Origin of the sequence: Paenibacillus gansuensis (assembly GCF_042684925.1) — a bacterium.
Taxonomy (GTDB): domain Bacteria; phylum Bacillota; class Bacilli; order Paenibacillales; family DY6; genus Paenibacillus_N; species Paenibacillus_N gansuensis.
The window spans coordinates 241,016-263,488 of sequence record NZ_JBHUME010000005.1 but is presented as its reverse complement, the minus strand read 5'-3'; the positions used below and the strand labels follow the sequence as shown (position 1 = coordinate 263,488).

The following is a 22,473-nucleotide window of genomic DNA, read 5'->3' as shown; positions in this document are numbered from 1 at the left end:
ACCCAACCTTCTAACCCTTATTTGTAAAGCCAAACTCTCATCAGGGATAATAATTGCTCATTCTGGATCGGTTTTATAACATAGTCGGATGCCCCTGCTTCAATGCATTTCTGGCGGTCTTCCTTCATGGCCTTCGCGGTGAGCGCAATAATCGGGAGCTTCTCGAACTTCGGATGCTGTCTGATCAGGCGCATCGCCTCGTATCCGTCCATCTCCGGCATCATGACATCCATAAGGACAAGATCGTACGGAACCGTTCCGTTCAAATGCTCCAGCGCCTCCTTGCCGTTTTCGGCAAAAGCCACCTCCATGCCGTTAGCTTCCAGTATACTGGAGATGGCAAAGACATTGCGGATGTCGTCATCTACCAGAAGGATTTGTTTTCCTTCGAAAATGGCTTCCTTATTCTGATATTTTCGCAGCATCTCTCTTTTATCTGCAGGAAGGTCCGCTTCCACCCGGTGTAAGAACAAAGCGGTTTCGTCCAACAGCCGCTCCGGTGATTTGACATCTTTAATAATAATAGATTCGGCGTATTTCTTCAGTTTGAGTTCGGATTTCTTATCCAAGTCCTCATTTGTATGAATAATGACCGGCAAGCTTTGCAGCTGATGAGTATCCCTCAGCATATCCAGAATGTCGAAACCCGACATATCCGGCAGGAACAAATCCAGCACCATGCAGTCAAACTGTTGGCCGGAGAGCAGTTCCATCGCTATGCGCCCGGTATCTGCACAGGTAATCTCGATATCGTCGTGTCCAATCAATTCTTCCAGATTGCGGCACTGCTCTTCGTCCGCTTCCACGATCAACAGCCGTTTCAGCTTCTTTTCAAGAAATCCCTCAATCCCGGAAAAGACTTCTTCCAGCTGTTCCCTGCCGGAAGGTTTTTTCAGAAAGGCAAGTGCTCCCATCGAGAGCCCTTGAAGAATTTCTTCATTCACTGTGATCACATGAACCGGAATATGCCGCGTCCCGGAAGCATTCTTGAGATGATGCAGAATCGACCAGCCGTTCATCACCGGCAGCTGAATATCCAGCAGGATGGCTTCCGGCGTATACATTTTGGCCATGGTCAAGCCATGGTCCCCCTGTAAAGCCACCAGTACTTTAAACCCGCGTTGGCGCGCCATATCCAACAACACCTTGGCAAAGTTCACATCATCCTCAATGATGAGGATCACGCGGTCCTCCTCGTCCAGATCATCCCGGTCGTCCTGTATTTGCATGGCTGTTGCGGCCGGTTCCTGGATTTCCTTCCTGGTTGCCGCAATCGTAGCGATTACTTCATGATACGCCGGCAAGGTTACTACGGGCTGTTCCTCCGCAGCTGCGGCTGCCTCGGATGAGAGCTCCATGCTGTAGTAAAGCGGAAGAGTCAGGGTAAACTCGCTGCCTTTGTTTTCTACACTCGTTACAGAGATTTGGCCTTGCAGCAGCTTTGCCAATTCCCTGCTGATCGATAGGCCGAGTCCCGTGCCGCCGTAGTTGCGGCTGGTTGTTCCGTCTGCCTGCCGGAAGGCTTCAAAAATCATTTCCTGCTTTTCTTTGGCAATGCCTATGCCGGTATCTTTTACTTTGAATTCAATCTTCTTGTTTCCGGATGCAAGTACGTTAACTTCCACATAACCCTTTTTCGTAAATTTAATGGCATTTGAAACGAGATTTTTCAAGATCTGCTTCAGCCGCTGCTCGTCTGTGTACACACTTTTCGGCAGCTTCGGATCAAGCCGGACGATGAGTTCCAAACGTTTATCGGCCGCAACGGGGCTGAAGACTCTTTCGATATAAGTGGCGACTTGCTCCAGTTCGACTTCCTCCGGATATACTTCCATCCTGCCCGTTTCCACTTTGGATAAATCCAAAATCTCATCGATCAGCTTCAGCAGGTCGCTGCCGGAAGAATGAATCGTTTGGGCGTATTCCAGCTGCTTGGAATCCAGGTTACCGTTCTTATTATCAGCCAGCAGCTGGGAAAGAATCAGCAGGCTGTTAAGCGGCGTGCGCAGTTCATGAGACATGTTTGCAAGAAATTCCGTTTTATACTTGGTGCTCATGGCCAATTCCATTGCCTGCTTCTCCAGCGATTCCTTCTGGAGTTCCACTTCCTGATGTTTCTGGTCCGTCTTCCTGATTTGCTGTTCGAGCAGCTGGGTTTTCATCACCAGCTCTTCATTGCTGTGTTCCAGTTCCTCCTGCTGTCTCTGCAATCTCTCTTCTGAAAGCATCAGGGCTTGCGTTTTCTGCTCGAGCTCCTCATTTGACCGCCGCAGCTCTTCTTGCTGCGCCAGCAACTCTTCCGACTGCGCCTGGGCTTCCTCCGTCAGCGACTGCGATTCTTTCAGCAGCTCATCCACTCTCATCCGGTCGATGAGCCTGCTCATTAAAGTACCCATCGTTTCCGCCAACTGTCCGACCAGATCCAATTCACGTTCGGTAAATTCATGAAACTTGGCTAATTCTATAACAGCCAAAACCGACCCTTCAAAGCTGATCGGCTGCAGAAGCAAGAACACTTCCTCCGTTTCGCCGATTCCGGACTTTATTTTCACATATTCCGCTTTGACGTTATTCAGCAGGATTCTGCGGTTATCCTTGGCAGATTGGCCGACCAGCCCTTCACCCACCCTGACAGGCTTCACGTCCGAAACATCGTAACCGTACGTTCCCGCTAACTTCAAATAGGCTAGATTCTGGCGGTCACGTATATAAAAAGCAGAGAATGCAGCCCCCAAAATCGGTGTATATTCACCGGTAAATTTGTGCGCCAGTTTCTCCAAGCTGGTTAAACCGCTGTATAGTTCAGTAAGCCGTGCCACCTGAGTTTTCAGCCAGCTTAAATCTTCTTTCTCTTGTATCAACAGCTGGTTGTTACGGTTTCTCTCTTCCAATGCCGCGGCCGAATCCTTGATAAAGTGAGCAACCTGCCCCAATTCATCCTTGGATGTTATTTTAATGCGCTGCAAAGCTTTGAACTGTCCTGAAGTGAACCCCTTAATGAGCGTATTCACCGTTGAAATGCCTCGGGAGACGGACAGTGTTGTCCAAACGATAATAAGTACACCAATCAGCAGCCCGGCTAGCGTAAGTATAGACAGCCACATGATCGATTTATTAAATGTGGTTGCGGACAAATAGAATACGGTTTCTATTTTCTTTTCTTCAAAAGATAGAAATTGCTCGGTAAAGGTTAAAAACTCTTCTTGGCTTTTCAATCCTTCAGACGAACGCAGTGAAACGGCCTCTGTATACCGTCCACCCTGTATCATGGGAATGACCGTGTCCACATAGGTCATGAAACGTTTGGCCAGCTCAGCTGATCTTTCGGACATTTGGCTCTCTTGAACATCAACCGTGCGGACCGCAGACAGTTTCTCAAGTAACTCCAGCACTTGAGATTGAGCCGATTTCAATTTCATCTCGTTAGCAGACGTAGATTCCCTTTGGATCATCGCATTGGCAAGCAGACGCGAAACAGTATTAACCTGGCCGCGCAAACTTTGGATGTATTTGTAATTCTGATACGGATCGTTATAAATCGTCTTCAACTGATGGTCAATAGCCGACATCCGGTTATAGGCTACCGAAGTCAGGATCAGCATAATCAGCATCATTGCGCTGAACCCGAGCAGCAGTTTACCTCTGATTCTCAAGCGGGTTCCCCTCCCCTTCAATACATGATTGTTTCTACTGCTTGTTACCCGCGGATCCGTCAGGGGTAAGATCAATCATCACAAAACACATATCGTCCTGTTTCTCCTGTCCTGTGAAGAATCTCTCTCTGATTTGTTCCAAACTCGAGTCAGCATGCTGCACAGCCAGTCTGGACATTGCTTCGATCTGATCCTCCTCCGGATCCAGCTGTTCCAGTATCCCGTCCGTATACAGCAGAATTTTCGCCCGGTCCGTATATTCCATCAAGCCGGGAGTGACCTCAATCGTTTCAAAAAAACCGACAGCGCTGGATCCTTGCGACAGCGAACGGCATTGACCGTCGGGCGACAGCAGAAAACCGGCAGGATGGCCTGCATTGACATATTCGATCGTCTTCCGATTCGTATCCACCAGAATGTAAATGGCCGTAAAATAATATTGGACAAAATGTCCGGGAACGTAAAGCAGATTCATTCTCCGGTTCAATTCCTGTATGACCTTCTCAGGTTTGGCAAGAGTGGTTATAATATCGCGGAGCATAGAAGCAATAAACATGCTCACCAGCGAAGACGAAATACCGTGTCCCATCACATCGAGCAAAATAATGCCGTACCTGTCCTCATCTACCGGGTACCAGGCATAAAGGTCTCCTGCCAGCTCCTGTGAGGGCTGATAGATTGCGTCGATCTTGATGTTCCGTTCCAGCAGCGCCGGTGTGAGCACCCCGTGCTGAACCTGTTTGGCCAGCTCCAGCTCATTTCGCATGTGATCGTCCCGTTCCTTGTGCCAGTCCTTCTCGTATTTCAGCCGCAGGGCTACCCTGATCCTTGCCAGCAGTTCAACGCGGTTGATCGGTTTTGTTACATAATCAATGGCCCCGGCATCGAGCGCTTCCGCAAGTTTGTTGGAATCGCCTAATGCGGTAACCATGATGACCGGGATGTTGCGGTGCTTTTCCGATAACTGCAGCTTCCGGCATGCTTCGATACCGTCCATGTCCGGCATCATAATATCAAGCAGGATCAAATGAACGGGTTCTTCCCCTTTCCCTTCGGAGGTTTCAAGCAGCTCAAACATCGCCTTCGCTGACGAGGCGGCCATAAGCTTGCGGTAGCCCGCTTTTTTCAGTATTTCTTTAATAATAATTAAGTTCGTGGGGTTATCATCTATGATCATTATACTCATGTATGGAGAGCTCCTTTATTTTTCATACCCACTTCGAAGTGCCGATTAAGCATTTGTAACCATACTAGTCCATCCCTGTTTGAAAGTCCATCCTTCCACAGCCAGCCTGTTCCATAAGAAGCGGTTTCTGCCAATTTGTCTTACATACGGAAATATACCAATCTAGATGAGACTGTATTCTCAACTGGATTGGTATATTGTTAAGCTTGGCCTTTTGATGTAAAGCATCTTGGGCTAAACACAAAGGCAGGAACTATAAAATACATTAAACCATACGGTGCCGTTTGAAACAGCCTCTCCAAAAAGAATCACGTTTCATCTCCAAAAAAGTAATCGACACTTACAATTGCTCCCGTTTCAGGGTCGGTGTACGCTTTAAATGCGGTGTCAGCTTGAATGAAGACCATCCCGTCTTCGGCCCGGTAATCGGCAGCGCCGAACACCCCGGTCAGCCCGGCACGGCTGATGCCTACCAGCTTCCCGTCCAATGACATGTATCTCCTTGCTGCCGCCAGGGAAATATATTCTACCCGGCCATCATAAAAACCGACCTTCGCATCCCGGTACCGATATTCTTCCGTGCCCAGCAGCCTGTCTTTTACTATAGAGACGGGTTCTCCTTTCTTTTGAACAACGGCGGTTTTCGTCTGCCCCAGCGAAATTCCGTTCACCTGAAAGCGAGATGGTTCCGCGGAAGCTGAGCCTTCTTGAAGCAGCGTTCCCGCCGCTGCACCCGACACCGTCAAACAGAGCAGTAATCCCCAAATCAGACGTTTCTTCATAGGTGTCCGCCCCTTTCGTAAGCAGCCTGCTTTAGAAGGTGGATTTTACTCTGGATGATTTCCAGCGGTTCAAGATGCGGCTTCCGAGAGATACATAGTTCGCAATATGGGACAACCGGTTCAGCGTAGAATTCTGCTTTTCTTGCGTGTAGCTTCCATCAGGCATAAAATGCGTTGCGGTCGTAGTCTGTCCGCTGTGGTTTCCCAGTACAGACGCAGCTGCATGTTTCACTGTTGCAGTGACTTCATGAAGGACCTCGCCAACGTCTTGAGCCGTTTCGAAGAGAGGATCGACCGAACTGATCTTGCCTTTCACATCCGCTGTAATCTGATTTACCGTGTGAATGAGTTGCTTTGCTTCTACGGAGAGATCATTTACCGTATGCTGCACCTCTGTGAGTGTCCGGTTTGTCTGATCAAGCGACTCCATTACTTTCTTTAATGTTTTAATTAAATATACTACTAGAAATGTGAATGCCACAGCGATAAGCGCAACGCTTAATTGAGTAATCATTTCATATCCTCCTTAGGAATCTGTTGTGTCGATATGTATGAGAAATACCCTGGGGCGTCGGCTTTGAAACAAGGGTGCAGCGCCGAAATACCCTGTGTTTCAAGCCTGGGAATTGGGTTTAAGTTAGAGCATGACAAAGCATACTACACCTAAGGAGGCTGAATACAATGTTAAAATGGAGCTTTATCTTTCTAATCATTGCCTTGATTGCAGCCGTATTCGGATTTATGGGTATCGTAAGTGCAGCGGCAGGCATCGCCAAAGTGCTGTTCTTCGTGTTCATCGTGCTGTTTATCATTTCCCTGTTCACAGGAAGAAGCAGCAGGGTGTAGATTACACACCAAAAAACCGGAGCCTCGCGGCCCCGGTTTTTTTTGCATTTATAAGCGTGTACCGTCTTTCGGTTTCAGTACGGAGGGGCGTTTCTTCTTGGCCGGTACCGGAGAACGAACGAGAATGTCAGCCATTGCTTTTATGTTTAATGGAAGCAACGGCCACAAATACGGAGTATCTAGAGGCCTGGTGAAGGCGAGCAGCACAAACCAGAATAAGGTGCCGGCTGCCAGCCCGACCCAATGGAATAACCCCGTAAGCAGCAGCAGCGAAATACGTACAATTCTGGTAGCCATCCCGAATTCATAACTGGGAGTAGCAAAGGTACCCAACGCCGAAATGGACAAAAACAGCAGAATATCCTTCGATAACAGCCCCACATCCACCGCAATATCTCCAATCATTAGAGCAGCCACCAAGCCGAGGGCCGTCGCCAAAGAAGAGGGAGTATGAATCGCCGCCATCCGGAGCGCATCAATACCGACTTCAGCCAGCAGAGCCTGCACGACAAAAGGAACTTGATTTTCCTTCGCTTTGGGGAGAAGGAAATGTAGCATATCCGGAAGCAGCTCAGGCTGCAAGGCAAACATAAGCCACAGAGGCAGCATAAATACGGAACCTAACATGGCGGCAAATCTGACCCAACGCAAATATGCTCCTACGATCGGCTTCTGCCTGTATTCTTCGGCATGCTGCACGTGATGGAATAATGTGGTAGGCGTAATCATGACACTTGGCGACGTATCCGTATAAATAAGAACATGTCCTTCCATTAAATGAATCGCAGCTACGTCAGGACGTTCGGTATACCGGACCATTGGAAATGGATTCCAGTGTTTTTTGAACAGAAATTCCTCGATTGCTTTATCGGCCATTGCCAGGCCTTCCACCTCGATCCCTGTCAATCTGCTCCTGATTTCACTGACCAATTCATCATCCGCTACGTCTTCCAAGTAAGCCATTGCTATATCGGTCTTGGAACGTCTGCCGATCTGGATGTATTCCATCCTAAGGGAACGGTCTCTCAGACGCCTGCGGGTTAATGCCGTATTGAAAATGAGGGTTTCCGTAAAACCGTCCCTAGCCCCCCGGACAACCCGTTCAATATCAGGTTCATCGGGGCCCCGGGCAGGATAGGTACGGGCATCAATCAGCAAAGCTTCGTCGTAACCGTCAATGACAAGAACAGGCGGACCGGCAAGCACGGCACCGATCAGCTTTTCCGTTTCTTTGACGGTTTCCGTCTCCACGTAGGCAATATGGGTATGCAGCAGCTTCATGATTGTCTGAGGCTGTATGTCTTCAGGCTTAAGTTTCGCCAAATGGAGGAAAATCACGTTCAATACTTCATCTTTAACAAAACCGTCCACGAAGAACAGCCCCATCTTGATCCCGGCGAATTCCAGTTCCCGATGGATTACGTCAAAGCTTTTTTTCACGCCGAGCGCCTGTTTTAAATAAGCTGCATTCGTATCCAGGCTTTTGGTCAACTGCTGAAGTTCCTCATGATTCGTTGGTTCCGGTGTTTTCATGTTCGGTTACCTCCCGATTGCCGGCGATTTGTAGTTCCAGTTTTTCCGAAAAAAGGTCGGGATATCCGGTCACATAATTCCCATTTTGGCTTCTGTTAAATATATGGTAAACTGTGAAAGTGAATTTCAGGTAAAGACAGGAGAGAATACGCTTTATGTTGATTATAGGTATCGCCGGCGGCACCGGTTCCGGCAAAACCTCGGTGGCCCGCTCTATAATGGAACGAATGGGAGATGCGAATGCCGTCCTGATCTCGCAGGACAGTTATTATCTGGATCACTCCGAGCTGTCCATGGAACAGCGTGAACGCATTAATTACGATCATCCGAATGCTTTCGATAATGAACTGCTTCTGCAGCACCTTTCCCGTCTCCGGGATGGAGAAACCGTGGAAATCCCGGTATACGACTTCACAGTGCATGCACGGTCATCGGAAACGGAGACGGTTGAACCGAAGCAAATCGTTATAGTGGAAGGGCTTCATGTTCTTTCGGACGATCACCTTCGTTCCGGCCTCGACATTAAAGTGTTCGTGGATACGGATGCGGATATCCGTATTTTGCGCCGGGTAGTAAGAGATATCCAGGAACGGGGACGTACCCTGCAATCCGTGGTGGATCAATACTTAATGACGGTGAAACCGATGCACGACGCGTTCATAGAACCTTCTAAGAAATACGCCGACATTATTATCCCGGAAGGTGCCGAAAATCAGATCGGAATCCGCATGCTGACAACATTGACGGAACGTTACCGCAAGCACGGCAAGCTGTAATGAGATAAAGGGCTTTCTCCGCATGATCTTATTAGAAGACCATGCAGAGAAAGCCCTGTTTTATTACCATATAAGAAAGTTTAAGTTTTCGGCAACGAAAACGGCTTTCTTATTGGCGAATAAAGCTACAGTTGAACGCGGTCGCTCCTCTTCGAAAGACCTCGATACAGGTTCATTTCACCCGATCCGGATCTTCAATTTATCATGCCCTTTGCCTTCCGAAGGCTCATACTTTCCTGATCCTCCCGGGGGTTTATCGTTCGCATGGGGATGAATCGCAAAGAGCGAGATCAATGCAGCCAGCAGGCACGCCCCGGAAATCGTGTAAAACATGACGTGGTGTGAAACCCCAAGGAGAACGGAGGCAACCGGCGGGCCCAGCGCAACACCGATAAACCGCATGGAGCTGTATATTGAAGTGATTGTCCCCCGCTGCTCTTTTTGAATCCCTTCAGTAATAAAGGCGTCCAGACAAGGAAGGATTAGCCCCATACCTATACCGGCAAGGCACAGCAGTGCAATAATCCAAGGAATCGAATGAATCATCCCGCACCCAAAGACAGCTGCGGTAAGAAGGACCGTACCGATAAATGTCAGCCATTTCATCAACGGTTTGTTTTTGCCGATTGCCTTTCCTGTAAAAAAGGAAGCAAGGCATAAAGCTGCCAGCGGAATGGCTAACACCGCCCCTTTTAAAACCCCTTTTAAATTGAACAGCCGTTCCAACTCATCCGACAAATAAAAAAGCGTCCCGAAAATAACGAACATGCAGATGACCCCGATCGCAAAAATCGCATAAAGCCACCGGCCTTTTTCCGTAAAAATAAACTTTACGGATTTAAGAAACTGTTTGAATTCAGGCGGCTCTTCCTTTTTCTCGGGAGATTTCACAAGAAATGCAACCATCAGTATAGAAATAGAGCAGAAAATCGGGATAAAAAGAAAGGGCAGGAACCATATAAATGAAGCGAGAAACGATCCTAATATAGGGCTGAGCACTTTTCCGAACGTATTGGACGTTTCTACGATACCGAGTCCTTGGCTTACGTCGCTTTCCCGTTTAAAAATATCCCCGATCAAAGGCAGAACAATCGGTGCGGAACCCGCTGCGCCAATCCCCTGAAGAACACGGCCCCCTAAAATCAAAGCATATGGATGTGGCATCCACCACGAAGCGAGGCCGGAAAGCAGACCGCCCAATGCCGTAGCGATCAGACTTGGTATGATTACAGCCTTGCGGCCGTAACGGTCGGAAAGATAGCCTGCGACCGGAATTAGAACAATGGCCACAGCCGAGTATACGGTAATCAAGAGGCTGACTTGCAGCGACGTTATCCCCAGTCGCGTACGGATAGCTGGCAAAACTGGGATCAGCATGGAATTGCCCAGCGTCATGATGAGGGGGATCGATGCGATCGAAATAAGGTCCCACTTTTTATCCGATTCCATTGGTTCGAACCATCCTTTATCCAGGCGATTTTCATTCCGGTTGTCGGCCGATACTCCTTATTATGGCTCTAATCGCGATTTCCTATGTGTAAGTTTTCGGGAAGAAGGTCTTTTCAAGGATGCAAAAATAAGGTAAACTTAAATTGTGGTGTGAAAATAGCTTACATTCAAGGGTAGGTGTACTCTCATGTTTGATGCTTTATGGGGACAATCATATGATCGTGTTACCATGCCGCCCGGCGCGGACATCTACTCATTTATAGAAACGTATATCGCGAAGCGCGAGCAGCAGATATCCGAGATCGAGAAAGCGATAGAGCGCTATGAGAAGAGGCGGATGAAAGAAGAACAGACCTATCAGGCGATGTCAGGTATCCGCAAAATGCTCACAGGCAAAAAGCCGGACCACCATCTGGCGGTTGAGTACATCCATTATGTGAAGAAACCGATGGAGACAGCACGGCGCCTCCGGCAGGAAATCGAGGCAGCCAAAGCAATGTTGGAGCAGCATAAATCATAATCAAGAAGCCCCGGTAACCTGCGGGGCTTTTGTTGTGCCGTTTAGTCTAACATGTAGTGTTTCGTATCGTACGGCAAGGTATACGTTCAAACCAAAGTGAAACAATGAACAAGGAACCCGGGAATGCGCTGAAGTACAGCATTTCCGGGTTCCTTGTTTCACCACATAAAAAAGTATAAGTTTTCGGATAAACCTACATTTGAACGCGGTCGACTCCTCTTCGAAAGACCTCGATCGAGGTTATCTCATTTGCCGTCCATCGTAGGCAAAGCGATAAAATCGTGCTCTTGGCTGTAAGCCGGCACGCCGTGCACGCCTACGTCCAGTCCGACGAGCTCTTCGTCGGAGGTGACCCGCACAGGCACGACGGCTTGGATCGCCTTCAGGACGAGCCAGGTGAGCCCGAAGCCCCAGGCGCTGATCAGCACAAGTCCAAGCGCTTGTGCGCCCAGCAGCTGCCAGCCCCCGCCATACAACAGTCCGGCCGTTTCCAGGCCGAACCCTTTCGTCAGCTCGGGCATGGCGAACAACCCCACGGCCAGCGTGCCGAGGCTGCCGCTGATGCCGTGAACCGCGAACGCGCCGACCGGGTCGTCGACGCCCCGGCGCTCCAGCATTTCGGTAGCGAATACCATCGCTATCCCGCATACCGCGCCGATCAGCATCGCTGCCCCGTCGGAGACGTAAGCGCAGCCTGCGGTAATACCGACAAGGCCGGCCAATGCCCCGTTAATGACCATCGGGGGATCGGACTTTCGGTAACGCAGCATTGTAAACAGGATGCAGGCCGCTCCTCCGCTTGCCGCAGCCAGCATCGTAGTGACGGCGATATGGCCAATCGCCTCGTAGAAGTTTGCCGCGCTGAGCGTACTGCCCGAGTTGAATCCGAACCAGCCGAACCATAGGATAAACGCGCCGACGGAAGCCAGAGGCAGATTTGAAGGGGGCACGATATTTGCGGAACCGTCCTGATTGAATTTCCCGATCCGGGGTCCGATGAACATCGCTGCGGCGAGGGCGGAAAATCCGCCCAAGGCATGAATGACCGCCGAGCCGGCAAAATCGATCATGCCCAGCTTGCCCAGCCAGCCCCCGACAGCCCATACCCAGTGCCCTGCCACGGGATAGATGATGCCTGTCATGGCAATTGTATAAAGAATGTATGCTTTAAAATTAAACCGTTCGGCTACCGCACCCGATACAATCGAAATGACGGCGATAACGAACGCGCACTGGAACAGCCAATAGGTTTCGTGGGAAATCAGATACTGGATATGTGCCAGATCCCCGTCCAGCATAAATCCGGATGTTCCGATGAAGCCTCCTGCGTCCTTGCCGTACATAAGCGCAAACCCGAACAGGAAGAACACTAAAGCTCCGAACGTAATGTCTACAAACACTTTCATAATAATGCTGACTGCGTTCTTCTGCCTGACAAAACCGGCCTCCAGAAGGGCAAAGCCGCCCTCCATCAGAAGAATCATCGCGGCGCTCAGAACCACCCATATCGTGTCCAGGCCGCCCGCGAGTTGATCAATCGTCATGTTATGCATCCCCTTATGTTAACTAACTTGACTTGTCTCCCAGCACCTCATTATAAAATCATGAGAAGACAGCTGTCAACGGGATTGTGTAAGGGATATTAACGTTACCAGTGCAGTCTGCTGACGTCTAGGATTCCACTTTGGCGGCAAGCACCGGGTTCCCTCTTGGCTTCTCTCCGAACGCATCGGGCTCCAGCGTAATGGCAATCGTATCGTAGCCCTGATCCTTGGAGCTAAGCGTATAATAGACAGCGCCCGATCCATTATGCGATACGAAAGTCCCCGCATTCACCGGTTCCCCGCCTTTGATCAGCCATAGCTGGAACGCCTGATTTTGTTTCAGTTCGGGTAAATTTTCCGCCTGAACCAACAGATGCGTACCTTTGCTGTCAATGACAATCGAGGCACGCCCTTTCGCCACGAGTCCCTCCACTGCCGGATTTAAAGATACGACGTTGTTGGTCTGCAGTCGCTGAACCGGCTTTTCGGGAGCAGCCGCAATCGTCTCCAGCCGGCTGATCTCTTGTTTCAGCTGCACATTATAAAAAATCGATATCAGCGCAGCGGCGGCCAAGCCGTAATTAAGGAACTTGCTCCAGCCGGTCCGCTTGGCTGAAACTTCGTATACCGGACGTTCCGGCGTCACCTTGGGCATAAGATCGTCAAGATCCGAAATCGCGGCAGCCGTCTCCGGATTCGGCTCCGCCTGTTCCGTTCTCAGAATGGAACCCAATATGCGGCCCTTCATTCCCTGAGGCACTTCCACTTGCTCCGCAGCATAGGGAAGAGCGTCCATAACGGGGCTTAATTCCGCCAGCCCTTCTTGGCATGAGGCGCAAGACGCCAAATGCTTCTCAAATTCCGCTTTATCTACTTCATCCAGTCCTTCTATCACAAAAAGTTCTAACAAGTCGCAAGGCATTCCGTGTTGTTCTTTCATTTCCACGCTTCCTCCTTCCCGATCCCCGACAGGGCCGACTTCAGCTGCTTCATAGCCAGCCTAACCCTGCTTTTGACAGTCCCCAGCGGGATATTGTGCCGTGTGGAAACTTCCTGCTGCGTCAATCCCCCGAAATAGATCATTTCAATCACCTGCTGCTGATCTTGATTCAACGTTGTAAGCGCCGTTCTGATTTCTTCTCCGACCCATTTCGTCTCGGCCTGCTTCTCCGTGTCGGTCATCTGATCGGCATACCGCTGCATCTTCTCGGGTTCCGTCATCTCTTTAACCGTGCGGTTTTCCTTCTTCCTAAGCAGATCTATGGCAATATTGCGGGTTAAGGTAAACATCCATGTCGTTACTTTTCCTTGGGAAGGATCATAGTTTACAGCTGCATTCCAGATACGGAAAAACAGTTCCTGAACGATCTCTTCGGCTTGCATCGCATCTTTCACAATCCGGTAAGCGAATGAATACATTGGTTTCTCGTACCGGTCGTACAGCTGCTCCAGGGCTTCTGCGTCCTTGGCGGCAATGCGCTTCAGCAAATCCCCGTCTGCTGCAAGTTCAGTCATTAGTAGGATATCCCCTTTCAATCCAATATCCCTCCCATCCTACACTTCGTAGAAACCGGCGGTTTGGATGACTTGACCTTCAAATTAAAACTAGGCCGCCAACCTACTTCCGGAATCGATACAAAGGTAACGGGAGAGTCGCCTGCTAACTACATAAGCTCATGTACCCGTTTTCGAATCTCCTGTTTGTCAAAATGCTCCCCGATAAACACTGCCACGTCCTTTACTTTCCCCTGAGGAGTAATCGGCGTGAACTCCAGCTGTCTATAAGCATATTGGAACAGATACCTTTTGGACGTATCCGTAAAAGAAACGATGCCCTTAGCACGATACACCTGTTCCGGCATGTTCTCGAACATCGCCTCGAACGACTCGCTGTTTACGGGCTTATCCAACTCTTGCGTATAAACTAACACGTGATTGTGGGAACTTCTGGGCTCGCCGCCTTTCTCCTGCATGCTTCCAGGTTCCGGGTGAACCGCATCCCCTGAAAGAAGTTGTTCCAGATCCGCCGAACACCGGACGGTCACGACGGCCGGGGCGGCCGGATTCCATTCCCTTAACAGCTTCTGAATAGTAGGCAGCTGCTGAGAAGGGATCAAATCGGTTTTGTTCAGGATGATGACCGAAGCGCATCTCAATTGATCTTTCATCAGCCGGTACGTCGGCCCTTTGCCTTTCTGTGCGGCCTCTTGCAGCTGAAGCGCGTCCGCTACAGCGATCACATCTTTCAGCTCCACTCCCGTATACAAGGACAGCTCTGACAGTTCGTCCAGCACTTCCATCGGATTCGCAGCGCCGGTAGATTCCACAATAACGACATCGGGAGCATGTTCTTCCAACAACCGGTGCAGCTGGAATCCGAAGTCCCCCCGAACTGTGCAGCAAATACATCCGCTTAACAGTTCCTTCATCGGAACCTCTTCTCCCAAGAGCATTCCATCCAGATTTACTTCCCCCAGTTCATTCATAAGAACGGCCGCCTTCTTGCCGGTCTCAACAAAATAATCGAGCATCCTGCCGAGCAGTGTCGTCTTGCCGCTCCCCAAAAAACCGGTCAGGAGATAAACTTCCGTACTCTCAATCTTCATAAATCCTCCTCTATGTATTGCTGATTCTATTACTAAGATACCTTGTCTAACTTGGGATTACAAACTAATTAATCGTAAAATTTACGTTTAGCGTGCTACATTATAGGACGGGCTCATATACTCTAAAAAGATCACATGTGGAGGGATCCGAAATGCCGGCAGCTGTCACCCCGTTCCTAACTTTCGATACCATCCAGAATTTTAAAACGATCGTCTTGGGCATTCTGCTGGAAGCCCTGCCTTTTCTGCTGTTGGGTGTATTGGTATCTTCCCTGCTGCATACCTTTGTGTCGGAAGACAGCATTAGGCGGGTACTTCCAAAGCACCCTGCCTTAGCGATTATCACCGCCTGTTTGATTGGGATTGCCCTTCCATTATGTGAATGCGGCATGATCCCCGTCGTCCGGGGGCTTATTCGAAAGGGGATGCCGGTTTATGCGGGAATCAGTTATATCCTTGCCGCTCCCATCCTGAACCCGGTTGTGTTTGCTTCCACTTCGATGGCTTTTCATCATCAGCCGGAGCTCGTGTATGCCAGAATGGGACTGGCTTTTGCGGTTTCGGCTGCAATCGGCGGCATTCTCTATTTTACTGTCAGACACAATCCGTTGAAAAACGCCTCTTCCCATCATCACCATGTCCATACCCATGAACACCATCCGCATGGAACCGCCGGGATCGGAGGGAAGTTTAGCTCTTTCTTCTCTCATGCTTCGGACGAATTTTTTGATATGGGCAAATATTTGCTGTTCGGCATTCTGCTGACCGCTCTGATCCAAACCGGAATAAGCCGGGACACGCTGATGTCATTAGGCAGTGAGTCCGCCGGGGGGCATATGTTTATGGCTGGACTAGCCTATGTGCTTTCCATCTGCTCCACTTCGGATGCATTTGTTGCGGCGTCTTTCACATCAGCGTTCAGTCCGGGACCTCTACTGACGTTTCTTGTTTTCGGGGCCATGCTGGATATGAAGACGACCCTGATGCTCTTCTCGGTGTTCAACAAAAAGTTTGTGCTGTACCTGATGCTGCTCATTACTGCCTCGGTACTCGCGGGTTCACATCTTATTGACGCCTTATGGCTTGCAAAGTAAGGGGGATGACGAGGGATGGCTGATTTACGTATCCGAAAGGTGCACACTGTTCTGAGGGCTGTTATTCTTGCCGGGCTCGCATTATTTATTGCGGATTTGGTCAAGCGCGGTTCCATGTCCTTATATATCGCGCCCCGTATGGAATTGTATGTAAAATGCGCTTCGCTCGTTCTTTATGCAGGGGCTGTTTATCATATCTATCGCCTATTCCGGCTGAAACCGGAGACGGAACATGATTGCGGCTGCGGCCATGACCATGCTCCGCCTTCCTCTTCCATTCGGAGCCTGGTCATATATAGTTTGTTTATTGTTCCCGTTGCTATGGGTATCCTGTTGCCGGATCATACGCTCAGCAGCTCGATGGCCGCCCAAAAAGGAATGAATTGGAGCGCTGCTTCCGCGCTCAAAACCGGGAATGATGCCGGGTCAGCCCCTTCGTTGCCGGAAGGGAAAAAGCCGTCCCTGGATAGCCTCTTTCCCTCGACTCCGTTTACAGAGGAATACGCAGCTTATGCGAAACAACTTTACAGCCAAGACCTGATCCGGATCACATCGGAAAACTACATTGATGCGTTGACTACCCTCGACCTGTACCAGGAAGCCTTTGCAGGCAAACGGATCAGTGTCAGCGGCTTTCTATTCCGTGATGAGACCATGGCCCCGGACGAGTTTGCGGTCAGCCGCTTTAGTGTCCAGTGCTGTTCCGCGGATGCGCTTCCGCTTGGGATCTTAGCGGAACTGAGGAATGGCCGTAAGCTTCAAGACGATCAGTGGTTTCGTGTGACGGGTAAGCTGACCGTCATCAAGCGGAACGGTGAACCGCGGATGAAACTCGAGTTGTCCAGTGCTGTTGCAATTCAACCTCCTAAAGACCCTTATGTGTACCAGAGCGCCGAGCTGCCCGAATAAAAACGGCCGCACCCTTACGGATGCGGCCGTTTCAGCTTATAACGACATTCTGTAGATCGCTAGAATATCCTCTTTATTCAATGCTTTGAAGTGACCCACTTGACCGCCGGCAGCCAGTACCTTGTCCGCCATGAGGTCCAGTTTCGAATCATCAATACCGTAGTCAGCCAATCGGCTTGGAGCTCCGATGGAGGTCCAGAAGCTGCGAAGCGCCTTGATGCCTTCTTCTGCGACGTCCCTGTCGGATTTGCCGTCTGCTGATATGCCGAACACATTGACGGCCAGCTGTTTGAAACGGCCAACGTTCTCATCAAGTACATAGGTCATCCAGTTCGGGAACAGGATGGCAAGTCCCCCGCCATGCGGAATATCGTATACGGCCGATACCGCATGCTCCAGACCATGATTGGCCCAGTCGCCGAGAACGCCCATGGACAATGTTCCGTTCAGCGCCATCGTCCCAGAGTAAAGGATTGTCTCACGGTATTGGTAGTTGGTCAGATCTTCCACCAGTTTTGGGGCGGTCTGGATTACGGCGCGAAGAATGGATTCACAAAAGCCGTCTTGAACCGGCGTATGCGGATCATGGTGAAAATACTGTTCGAATACATGCGCCATCATATCGGCAATACCGTATACCGTATGGTCCTTAGGCAAGGAAGCGGTATGCTCCGGATCCAGGATCGAGAATTTCGGGAACACGGCCGGGCTGCCCCATCCGTGCTTCTCGTTCAGTTCCCAATTTGTAATGACGGAGCCCGAGTTCATTTCGGAGCCGGTTGCGGCCAGGGTAAGCACGGTACCGATAGGCACTGCCTCGGTCGGAACCGGCACTTTCTTGCTCACAATATCCCAAACATCCCCGTCATATTTCGCCGCAACGGCAATCGCCTTAGCTGCATCCAGCACGCTGCCGCCGCCTACCGCCAAAATCAGTTCAATGCCCTGCTCTTTGCAGATTTGGCCTCCCTTATTGACGGTGGTGTGGCGCGGATTCGGTTCCACCCCGGACAATTCGTGGACTTCTGCACCGATTCCTGACAACAGGCGCATCACATTATCGTAAATACCGTTACGTTTAATGCTTCCTCCCCCGTAAACCAGGAGAACTTTCTTACCGTATTTCGGAACTTCAGTAGTCAACTGCTCAAGCTGGCCTTTACCGAAGATTAATTTCGTAGGATTCTGAAAAGCGAAAGATCTCAATACATTCATCTCCCTGTCCCTAACGGTTTATATGTACCTTACTAATTGTAAGAAACGCCGGATACAAAGTCAAATGAACGTAATTTAAGCCTGCGAGGCAAGCTTTTCTCTCATATAACATTTTCGGCATAAAGGAAGATATTTATCGTTCCCGCCGATTTCAATCTGTTCCCCTGTAAATACGGCCTTGCCGTCCTTAAACCTGGTATTGAATCTCGCTTTGCTTTTGCAGTACCAGCAGATCGTTTTGATTTCTTCAATCCGGTCCGCGAGCTCCAACAGCCGCTTGCTGCCTTCGAACATATCGCCTTGGAAATCCGTCATCAGTCCATATACGATCACAGGGATATCCTGCTCATCCACAATTGCGGCCAGTTGATCAATAATTTCACTGCTGGCGAATTGGCCCTCGTCAATAACGACGCAGTCCGGTTTCTCTGCGAGAACTTTGTCGTAGACCGTCTCATCCAAAAGCAGGGCGTCCCGCTGGATACCGACCCTGGACGTAATTTTGCCGACCCCGTGGCGGTCATCGATTGCCGAAGTAAAGATCAGTACTTTCTTGCCCTGTTCTTCATAGTTGTTCGCAATTTTCAGGATATCAATGGATTTGCCGCTGTTCATCGTCCCGTAACGATAATAAAGTTTAGCCATAATACGCTTCCCCGCTCCGCTTCAAATTAGGTTATAGTTCAAAATCCGTAGATAGTAAAGTATACACAATTGCTTGTTTAGCTGTCTATGAGAAGCTGGCGGGGAAGGTAAGGTATCCTTTATCTAGCCGTTTCCGGCTCTTCCTGCAACCATGCTTTCTACCTTTTTCCGCCGCCCATGCCGTACTTGATCCCGTTAATCATGCCGATGTGCAGGCCCTCGTGATAAGCCGAGAACAGTAAAATATCCGCCGCGGTCTCCATCCGGCGGCCGACACGCTCGAACGTCTTTACAGCGGGGACTGCTAATCCGTCCGGCAAAGCCGCGCGGAGAGAGGGAATCTGTCCGGCCAGCACCTCGGCAAGCTCGGGCAGAGCCGGGCCCGGTGTCATCCACTCGGACGGCCGCGTCCCGTTGGCGAAACGTTCCGGATAGCCGTCCGGAAGCATCAGCGGAAGTCCGATATAATAGTGCGCCAGCTGAGCTTGTATCGTAGCGATATGGCCTAAATGCCAGCGGAAGTTGTTCGGAAAACCCTCAGGCTGCACATCGCAGACTTCTTCCGTCATTTTAGCGATCCAGCGCAAAGTGATATGTCTAGCCGTTTCCAATTGATACCAAATAGATTCTTCCAACATACAGCATTGCCCTCCCTGTATTCGGTTATCTACAATCGGTCAATTTTATTCAGGAAATGCTTGATACACTGGTTGTATTTTTCTGTTTCCGATGCATGCACATCGTGGCCGGAATGATGGAATGTAACGAGTTCCCCAAAAGGAGGAGCATCCCTGTATTTACGTTCATCCTCAGGTGTGATTAGGCCGCCCTCCAGGGCACCTCTCATAATAAGTACCGGGAATCGTGTGCGCGCTAAAGCGTCATAAAATTCAACGGCTGCAGCTTCCTGCTCAATGCCTTTCACCGCCTTTGGACGGATCGCCTCCAGCCTGCCCGCAGGGACTAAATAATTGGTAATATAATCTTCAGCCCATCCGGACGGCATGACTTTATGCTCCGCGGGATAATCGACAAGAATCATCCCGGACAACAACGGATTCCGCTCCGCCAGGAAGCCTAAAGCGTAAGAAACGCCGCGCGAATAGGCGAATATAACATAGGACGGATAATCCAGCTCGCATAAAACGGCTTCCATATCCGCCAAATGATCTGCCAGCGCCTACCCGGACTCCGGCGTCCCGCTTTTTCCCCGCCCCCGAAACGTAACGGCCGCGCATCTGCGGTCCGCTGTTTCATGAGCGGGATATAATCTTCCGCATTCATCGATAACCCGGGACAGATGAACAGCGGCACTTCAGACGACGGTTCCTCGGGAATAGACTCGATATAATGGATCTCTGTCCCGAGACTGGTAACCCAATTCTCCTTAATTACCATGAACTATGCCTCCTGTGGCGCAGATTCATTACCTGTCTGCCGCCAGCCCGTTTCTGACCAGTTGCAGCATCAGTTCCTTATGATCGGGATGGCAGGCGATCAGATAGGGCTCCTTGCTCATCCCGGAAAACTCATTCCCTTCAAAGTCCATAACGATACCGCCTGCCTCCTTAACCATAAGTACGCCGGCATATAGATCATCGCCTTCGGAGTTGTACAGTACGATCCCGTCCAGCGTTCCTTTGGCGGTTAAGCACCATGCCAGTGAAGGCGCCCAAAGCCGCAGCGTTCTTTTGCAATGAAGATCGATATACTGCTTGAGTTTAAAGGCTTCAGGGTGTTTTTGCACGGCATGGCCTTGAATCCAGCTGATCGTCATTTTACGGATATCGGAAGATCTGGGCGCAGCCTGCACCAACGGATTCGAGTTGCATTCGGCACCCTGGCCTCTGACGGCCGTGTATATACGGTCCGTAACCGTTTCGTAAATGACGCCAAGAACCGGCTCTTTCCGGTATAACAGCGTGACCGACACTCCGAACAACGGCAGTCCGACAGCGTAATTGTTCGTTCCGTCCAAAGGATCTACCAGCCAAAGCCAGTCTCCTTCCGCCCCGCTCCACCCTGTTTCCTCGCTGCGGATCTGATGATCCGGGAAGTGGTATTGCAAGCGTTCCAAAATTTCTTTTTCCGCTAAGAGATCGACTTCGGTAACCAAATCCCCTGCATCGTCCTTGTCGTTGACCTCGAACACCGCTTCCTTAAATTTTGCCAACTGCACTGTTCCTGCGGCAAGCACTGCCTCAACTGCTACTTCTTTTGCATATAATAGAATCGGCTCCATAATTACTCCTCATCATAAGTCTTCCGTAAACAACATATGCGGTTTAGCATTCCGGTAATAGTCCAGCCGATCCTGCAGCGTTCCCGTGTGCAGCTCAAGTTTGTGTCCGTCTGGGTCCGTAAAGTAAACCGACCTCGCATCCCGCGGATCGCGTTCCCTGCCAGGCAGAAGGTTCACACCGTTGTTCTTGAATCTGTCCTTGAATACATCAAGCTCTTCTTCAGAGACGGAAAACGCAAGATGAGTATAGGAGAACTCGATCTCCTTCCGCGGAATCTCCGTCTCCATATTCAAAGCTATCCACATGCCCGCCAAGTCAAAATAGGCCGTGCTTTTCCCGCGGACCAGCAGCTTAGCGCCCATCATCTCTGACCAGAACCTGCAGCTCTTCTCCAAATCGGAGACTGAAAAACAAACGTGATTCAACCCTTTGATCATACTGTCAGCGCCAAAAAAATAATTGTAAAATTCCGTGTCCTTCTTATATCCAAGCGACTCATATAAGCGTTGTGCAGCCGTATTGTCCAGGGCTGTGCTTAGACTCAGGCCTTTGGCCCCGGTTTCAACCGCAAAAGCCCTCGCTGCTTCCATAAGAAGCCTTGCCGCACCCTGCTGCCTCCCCTCGTGGGCTACAAACAAATCGTTAAGGATCCACAGCCGCTGCATCGAAACCGAAGAGAAAGACGGGTACAGCTGAACGAACCCGATGAAAGCGCCTTCTTCATTTCTTGCGGCAAACAGTACGGATTCGCCGCGGTCGAACCTTTCATGCAAGAAAGCTTTGGCACCTGCCAGATCCTCCGGTTGTCCGTAAAACTCCCGGTACGCGTTGAACAGGACTGCAATACCGTCTATATGTTCTTTAGAAGGCTGTACTATTTCCAACTTATTCATATTTTTCTCATTTCCCCTTACTCCCATGGTTTGGACAACGAGATATAAGACGCCAGCTCCTTTGCCTGATTCCGGCGGGTTTTGCGCAATTCAGCACGTACCGCCCCGGTTTCATGCAGTTTCTTCTCTTCCTCTGTCTCGGGCAGGATCTGCGGCACTTGCTGCGGTTTCCCCTCCGGGCTGATGCTGACAAAGGTAAGGAAGGCCGTGGCCGCTATTCGCCGTTGACCTGTATTCAAGTCTTCCGCTATCGCTTTCGTAAACACTTCAATGGAGCTTCGCCCCGTCCAGGTAACGAACGATTCCAGGCACACAGAATCCGTAGGCTTAATAGGTACCAGAAAATCCACTGAATCCGTAGAAGCGGTCACTACATCAGTACGGCAATGCCTGCGTGCGGCAATGGCCGAATTGGCGTCAATGTTGCGCATCAGGATCCCCCCGAACATCGTGTTATGATTGTTCGTCTCATTCGGCATCACGAGATCCGTACGGATGACCCGGGATTCTTTCACAGTTTTGGCTTCCATTGCGAACACTCCTTAACTATGCGTTTCCTGCTCCTATTGTAGCTTACTC

At 50.1% G+C, this 22,473-nt stretch carries 23 protein-coding genes and 1 pseudogene; 5 read left to right on the top strand and 19 right to left on the bottom strand.

Features of this window, described 5'->3' with window-relative positions; translation table 11 throughout:
* Positions 1–17 precede the first annotated feature (17 nt).
* From ACFSUF_RS05180 to ACFSUF_RS05165, 4 genes are all read right to left on the bottom strand, one after another.
* Positions 18–3,653 (bottom strand): response regulator, encoded by a 3,636-nt coding sequence (locus tag ACFSUF_RS05180; protein ID WP_377600815.1) that lies wholly within the window; start codon positions 3,651–3,653, stop codon positions 18–20.
* Positions 3,654–3,687: 34 nt separating this feature from the next.
* On the bottom strand, positions 3,688–4,839 hold the full coding sequence (locus ACFSUF_RS05175) for a SpoIIE family protein phosphatase (RefSeq protein ID WP_377600813.1): 1,152 nt from the start codon (positions 4,837–4,839) through the stop codon (positions 3,688–3,690).
* Positions 4,840–5,147: 308 nt separating this feature from the next.
* Positions 5,148–5,621, bottom strand: a complete 474-nt coding sequence (locus ACFSUF_RS05170; protein WP_377600811.1) for a hypothetical protein — start codon at positions 5,619–5,621, stop codon at positions 5,148–5,150.
* Between the two features lie 31 nt (positions 5,622–5,652).
* Entirely contained in the window at positions 5,653–6,135 is a 483-nt protein-coding gene (locus ACFSUF_RS05165; protein WP_377600809.1) for a DUF948 domain-containing protein, read from the bottom strand.
* A 167-nt stretch (positions 6,136–6,302) separates the two neighbouring features.
* On the opposite strand from ACFSUF_RS05165, the gene ACFSUF_RS05160 reads away from it, so the two are divergent.
* The gene (locus ACFSUF_RS05160) at positions 6,303–6,467 is read left to right on the top strand and encodes a DUF1328 domain-containing protein (RefSeq protein WP_377600808.1); all 165 of its coding nucleotides are present in this window, start codon (positions 6,303–6,305) and stop codon (positions 6,465–6,467) included.
* Between the two features lie 48 nt (positions 6,468–6,515).
* On the opposite strand, the gene ACFSUF_RS05155 is transcribed toward ACFSUF_RS05160, so the two are convergent.
* Positions 6,516–8,000 carry a spore germination protein gene (locus tag ACFSUF_RS05155; protein WP_377600806.1) on the bottom strand — a complete coding sequence of 495 codons (1,485 nt, stop codon included), beginning with the start codon at positions 7,998–8,000 and terminating at the stop codon, positions 6,516–6,518.
* A gap of 155 nt (positions 8,001–8,155) precedes the next feature.
* Between ACFSUF_RS05155 and udk the strand changes: the two genes are divergently transcribed.
* Positions 8,156–8,776 carry a uridine kinase gene (gene udk / locus ACFSUF_RS05150; protein ID WP_377600804.1) on the top strand — a complete coding sequence of 207 codons (621 nt, stop codon included), beginning with the start codon at positions 8,156–8,158 and terminating at the stop codon, positions 8,774–8,776.
* Between the two features lie 177 nt (positions 8,777–8,953).
* Here the strand turns inward: udk and ACFSUF_RS05145 are convergent, their stop codons facing one another.
* Entirely contained in the window at positions 8,954–10,225 is a 1,272-nt protein-coding gene (locus ACFSUF_RS05145) for an MFS transporter (protein ID WP_377600802.1), read from the bottom strand.
* Positions 10,226–10,412: 187 nt separating this feature from the next.
* Here ACFSUF_RS05145 and ACFSUF_RS05140 point away from each other — a divergent pair, with 187 nt between their 5' ends.
* The gene (locus ACFSUF_RS05140) at positions 10,413–10,745 is read left to right on the top strand and encodes a hypothetical protein (protein WP_377600800.1); all 333 of its coding nucleotides are present in this window, start codon (positions 10,413–10,415) and stop codon (positions 10,743–10,745) included.
* A gap of 245 nt (positions 10,746–10,990) precedes the next feature.
* Here ACFSUF_RS05140 and ACFSUF_RS05135 read toward each other — a convergent pair whose 3' ends face one another.
* The 4 genes from ACFSUF_RS05135 to ACFSUF_RS05120 form a co-directional block, all read right to left on the bottom strand.
* Positions 10,991–12,289 carry an ammonium transporter gene (locus tag ACFSUF_RS05135; protein ID WP_377600798.1) on the bottom strand — a complete coding sequence of 433 codons (1,299 nt, stop codon included), beginning with the start codon at positions 12,287–12,289 and terminating at the stop codon, positions 10,991–10,993.
* Between the two features lie 127 nt (positions 12,290–12,416).
* Complete coding sequence (locus ACFSUF_RS05130; protein ID WP_377600796.1) at positions 12,417–13,229, bottom strand: anti-sigma factor; 813 nt, start codon at positions 13,227–13,229, stop codon at positions 12,417–12,419.
* Positions 13,226–13,804 carry an RNA polymerase sigma factor gene (locus ACFSUF_RS05125; RefSeq protein ID WP_377600794.1) on the bottom strand — a complete coding sequence of 193 codons (579 nt, stop codon included), beginning with the start codon at positions 13,802–13,804 and terminating at the stop codon, positions 13,226–13,228. The genes ACFSUF_RS05130 and ACFSUF_RS05125 overlap by 4 nt, the downstream gene beginning before the upstream one ends.
* A gap of 149 nt (positions 13,805–13,953) precedes the next feature.
* Positions 13,954–14,895 carry a CobW family GTP-binding protein gene (locus tag ACFSUF_RS05120; RefSeq protein ID WP_377600792.1) on the bottom strand — a complete coding sequence of 314 codons (942 nt, stop codon included), beginning with the start codon at positions 14,893–14,895 and terminating at the stop codon, positions 13,954–13,956.
* Positions 14,896–15,047: 152 nt separating this feature from the next.
* Here ACFSUF_RS05120 and ACFSUF_RS05115 point away from each other — a divergent pair, with 152 nt between their 5' ends.
* Together ACFSUF_RS05115 and ACFSUF_RS05110 are read left to right on the top strand one after the other, a co-directional pair.
* The gene (locus ACFSUF_RS05115) at positions 15,048–15,989 is read left to right on the top strand and encodes a permease (protein ID WP_377600790.1); all 942 of its coding nucleotides are present in this window, start codon (positions 15,048–15,050) and stop codon (positions 15,987–15,989) included.
* A gap of 15 nt (positions 15,990–16,004) precedes the next feature.
* On the top strand, positions 16,005–16,898 hold the full coding sequence (locus ACFSUF_RS05110) for a TIGR03943 family putative permease subunit (protein ID WP_377600788.1): 894 nt from the start codon (positions 16,005–16,007) through the stop codon (positions 16,896–16,898).
* A gap of 36 nt (positions 16,899–16,934) precedes the next feature.
* Here ACFSUF_RS05110 and ACFSUF_RS05105 read toward each other — a convergent pair whose 3' ends face one another.
* The 9 genes and pseudogenes from ACFSUF_RS05105 to ACFSUF_RS05065 all read right to left on the bottom strand — a co-directional run bounded on the left by ACFSUF_RS05105 (position 16,935) and on the right by ACFSUF_RS05065 (position 22,424).
* The gene (locus ACFSUF_RS05105) at positions 16,935–18,113 is read right to left on the bottom strand and encodes an iron-containing alcohol dehydrogenase (protein ID WP_377600786.1); all 1,179 of its coding nucleotides are present in this window, start codon (positions 18,111–18,113) and stop codon (positions 16,935–16,937) included.
* A 75-nt stretch (positions 18,114–18,188) separates the two neighbouring features.
* On the bottom strand, positions 18,189–18,758 hold the full coding sequence (locus ACFSUF_RS05100) for a thymidine kinase (protein WP_377600785.1): 570 nt from the start codon (positions 18,756–18,758) through the stop codon (positions 18,189–18,191).
* Positions 18,759–18,916: 158 nt separating this feature from the next.
* Positions 18,917–19,396, bottom strand: coding sequence for a DinB family protein (locus ACFSUF_RS05095; protein ID WP_377600784.1), 480 nt, complete (start codon positions 19,394–19,396; stop codon positions 18,917–18,919).
* 29 nt (positions 19,397–19,425) lie between these two features.
* Positions 19,426–19,923 carry an alpha/beta fold hydrolase gene (locus ACFSUF_RS05090; RefSeq protein WP_377600782.1) on the bottom strand — a complete coding sequence of 166 codons (498 nt, stop codon included), beginning with the start codon at positions 19,921–19,923 and terminating at the stop codon, positions 19,426–19,428.
* Positions 19,836–20,156, bottom strand: a complete 321-nt coding sequence (locus ACFSUF_RS05085) for a hypothetical protein (RefSeq protein WP_377600780.1) — start codon at positions 20,154–20,156, stop codon at positions 19,836–19,838. Before ACFSUF_RS05085 ends, ACFSUF_RS05090 begins: the two co-directional genes overlap by 88 nt.
* Positions 20,157–20,184: 28 nt before the next feature.
* Positions 20,185–21,000 carry an inositol monophosphatase family protein gene (locus tag ACFSUF_RS05080; protein ID WP_377600778.1) on the bottom strand — a complete coding sequence of 272 codons (816 nt, stop codon included), beginning with the start codon at positions 20,998–21,000 and terminating at the stop codon, positions 20,185–20,187.
* 12 nt (positions 21,001–21,012) lie between these two features.
* Positions 21,013–21,438, bottom strand: a complete 426-nt coding sequence (gene fosB, locus ACFSUF_RS05075) for a metallothiol transferase FosB (protein WP_377601734.1) — start codon at positions 21,436–21,438, stop codon at positions 21,013–21,015.
* Positions 21,439–21,483: 45 nt separating this feature from the next.
* Positions 21,484–21,894 (bottom strand): annotated as a pseudogene (locus ACFSUF_RS05070) (N-acetyltransferase family protein); the annotation flags it as partial.
* Between the two features lie 17 nt (positions 21,895–21,911).
* Positions 21,912–22,424, bottom strand: a complete 513-nt coding sequence (locus tag ACFSUF_RS05065; protein WP_377600776.1) for an acyl-CoA thioesterase — start codon at positions 22,422–22,424, stop codon at positions 21,912–21,914.
* Positions 22,425–22,473: the final 49 nt, after the last annotated feature.

Coding starts and splice junctions, on each gene's coding strand:
- ACFSUF_RS05110 (WP_377600788.1), top strand. CDS start 16,005: ATGGCTGATTTACGTATCCGAAAGGTGCACACTGTTCTGAGGGCTGTT.
- ACFSUF_RS05085 (WP_377600780.1), bottom strand. CDS start 20,156: ATGGTAATTAAGGAGAATTGGGTTACCAGTCTCGGGACAGAGATCCAT.
- fosB (WP_377601734.1), bottom strand. CDS start 21,438: ATGATCAAAGGGTTGAATCACGTTTGTTTTTCAGTCTCCGATTTGGAG.
- ACFSUF_RS05140 (WP_377600800.1), top strand. CDS start 10,413: ATGTTTGATGCTTTATGGGGACAATCATATGATCGTGTTACCATGCCG.
- ACFSUF_RS05165 (WP_377600809.1), bottom strand. CDS start 6,135: ATGATTACTCAATTAAGCGTTGCGCTTATCGCTGTGGCATTCACATTT.
- ACFSUF_RS05105 (WP_377600786.1), bottom strand. CDS start 18,113: ATGAATGTATTGAGATCTTTCGCTTTTCAGAATCCTACGAAATTAATC.
- ACFSUF_RS05100 (WP_377600785.1), bottom strand. CDS start 18,758: ATGGCTAAACTTTATTATCGTTACGGGACGATGAACAGCGGCAAATCC.
- ACFSUF_RS05145 (WP_377600802.1), bottom strand. CDS start 10,225: ATGGAATCGGATAAAAAGTGGGACCTTATTTCGATCGCATCGATCCCC.
- ACFSUF_RS05095 (WP_377600784.1), bottom strand. CDS start 19,396: ATGTTGGAAGAATCTATTTGGTATCAATTGGAAACGGCTAGACATATC.
- udk (WP_377600804.1), top strand. CDS start 8,156: ATGTTGATTATAGGTATCGCCGGCGGCACCGGTTCCGGCAAAACCTCG.
- ACFSUF_RS05130 (WP_377600796.1), bottom strand. CDS start 13,229: ATGAAAGAACAACACGGAATGCCTTGCGACTTGTTAGAACTTTTTGTG.
- ACFSUF_RS05155 (WP_377600806.1), bottom strand. CDS start 8,000: ATGAAAACACCGGAACCAACGAATCATGAGGAACTTCAGCAGTTGACC.
- ACFSUF_RS05125 (WP_377600794.1), bottom strand. CDS start 13,804: ATGACTGAACTTGCAGCAGACGGGGATTTGCTGAAGCGCATTGCCGCC.
- ACFSUF_RS05170 (WP_377600811.1), bottom strand. CDS start 5,621: ATGAAGAAACGTCTGATTTGGGGATTACTGCTCTGTTTGACGGTGTCG.
- ACFSUF_RS05115 (WP_377600790.1), top strand. CDS start 15,048: ATGCCGGCAGCTGTCACCCCGTTCCTAACTTTCGATACCATCCAGAAT.
- ACFSUF_RS05120 (WP_377600792.1), bottom strand. CDS start 14,895: ATGAAGATTGAGAGTACGGAAGTTTATCTCCTGACCGGTTTTTTGGGG.
- ACFSUF_RS05175 (WP_377600813.1), bottom strand. CDS start 4,839: ATGAGTATAATGATCATAGATGATAACCCCACGAACTTAATTATTATT.
- ACFSUF_RS05065 (WP_377600776.1), bottom strand. CDS start 22,424: ATGGAAGCCAAAACTGTGAAAGAATCCCGGGTCATCCGTACGGATCTC.
- ACFSUF_RS05160 (WP_377600808.1), top strand. CDS start 6,303: ATGTTAAAATGGAGCTTTATCTTTCTAATCATTGCCTTGATTGCAGCC.
- ACFSUF_RS05135 (WP_377600798.1), bottom strand. CDS start 12,289: ATGACGATTGATCAACTCGCGGGCGGCCTGGACACGATATGGGTGGTT.
- ACFSUF_RS05080 (WP_377600778.1), bottom strand. CDS start 21,000: ATGGAGCCGATTCTATTATATGCAAAAGAAGTAGCAGTTGAGGCAGTG.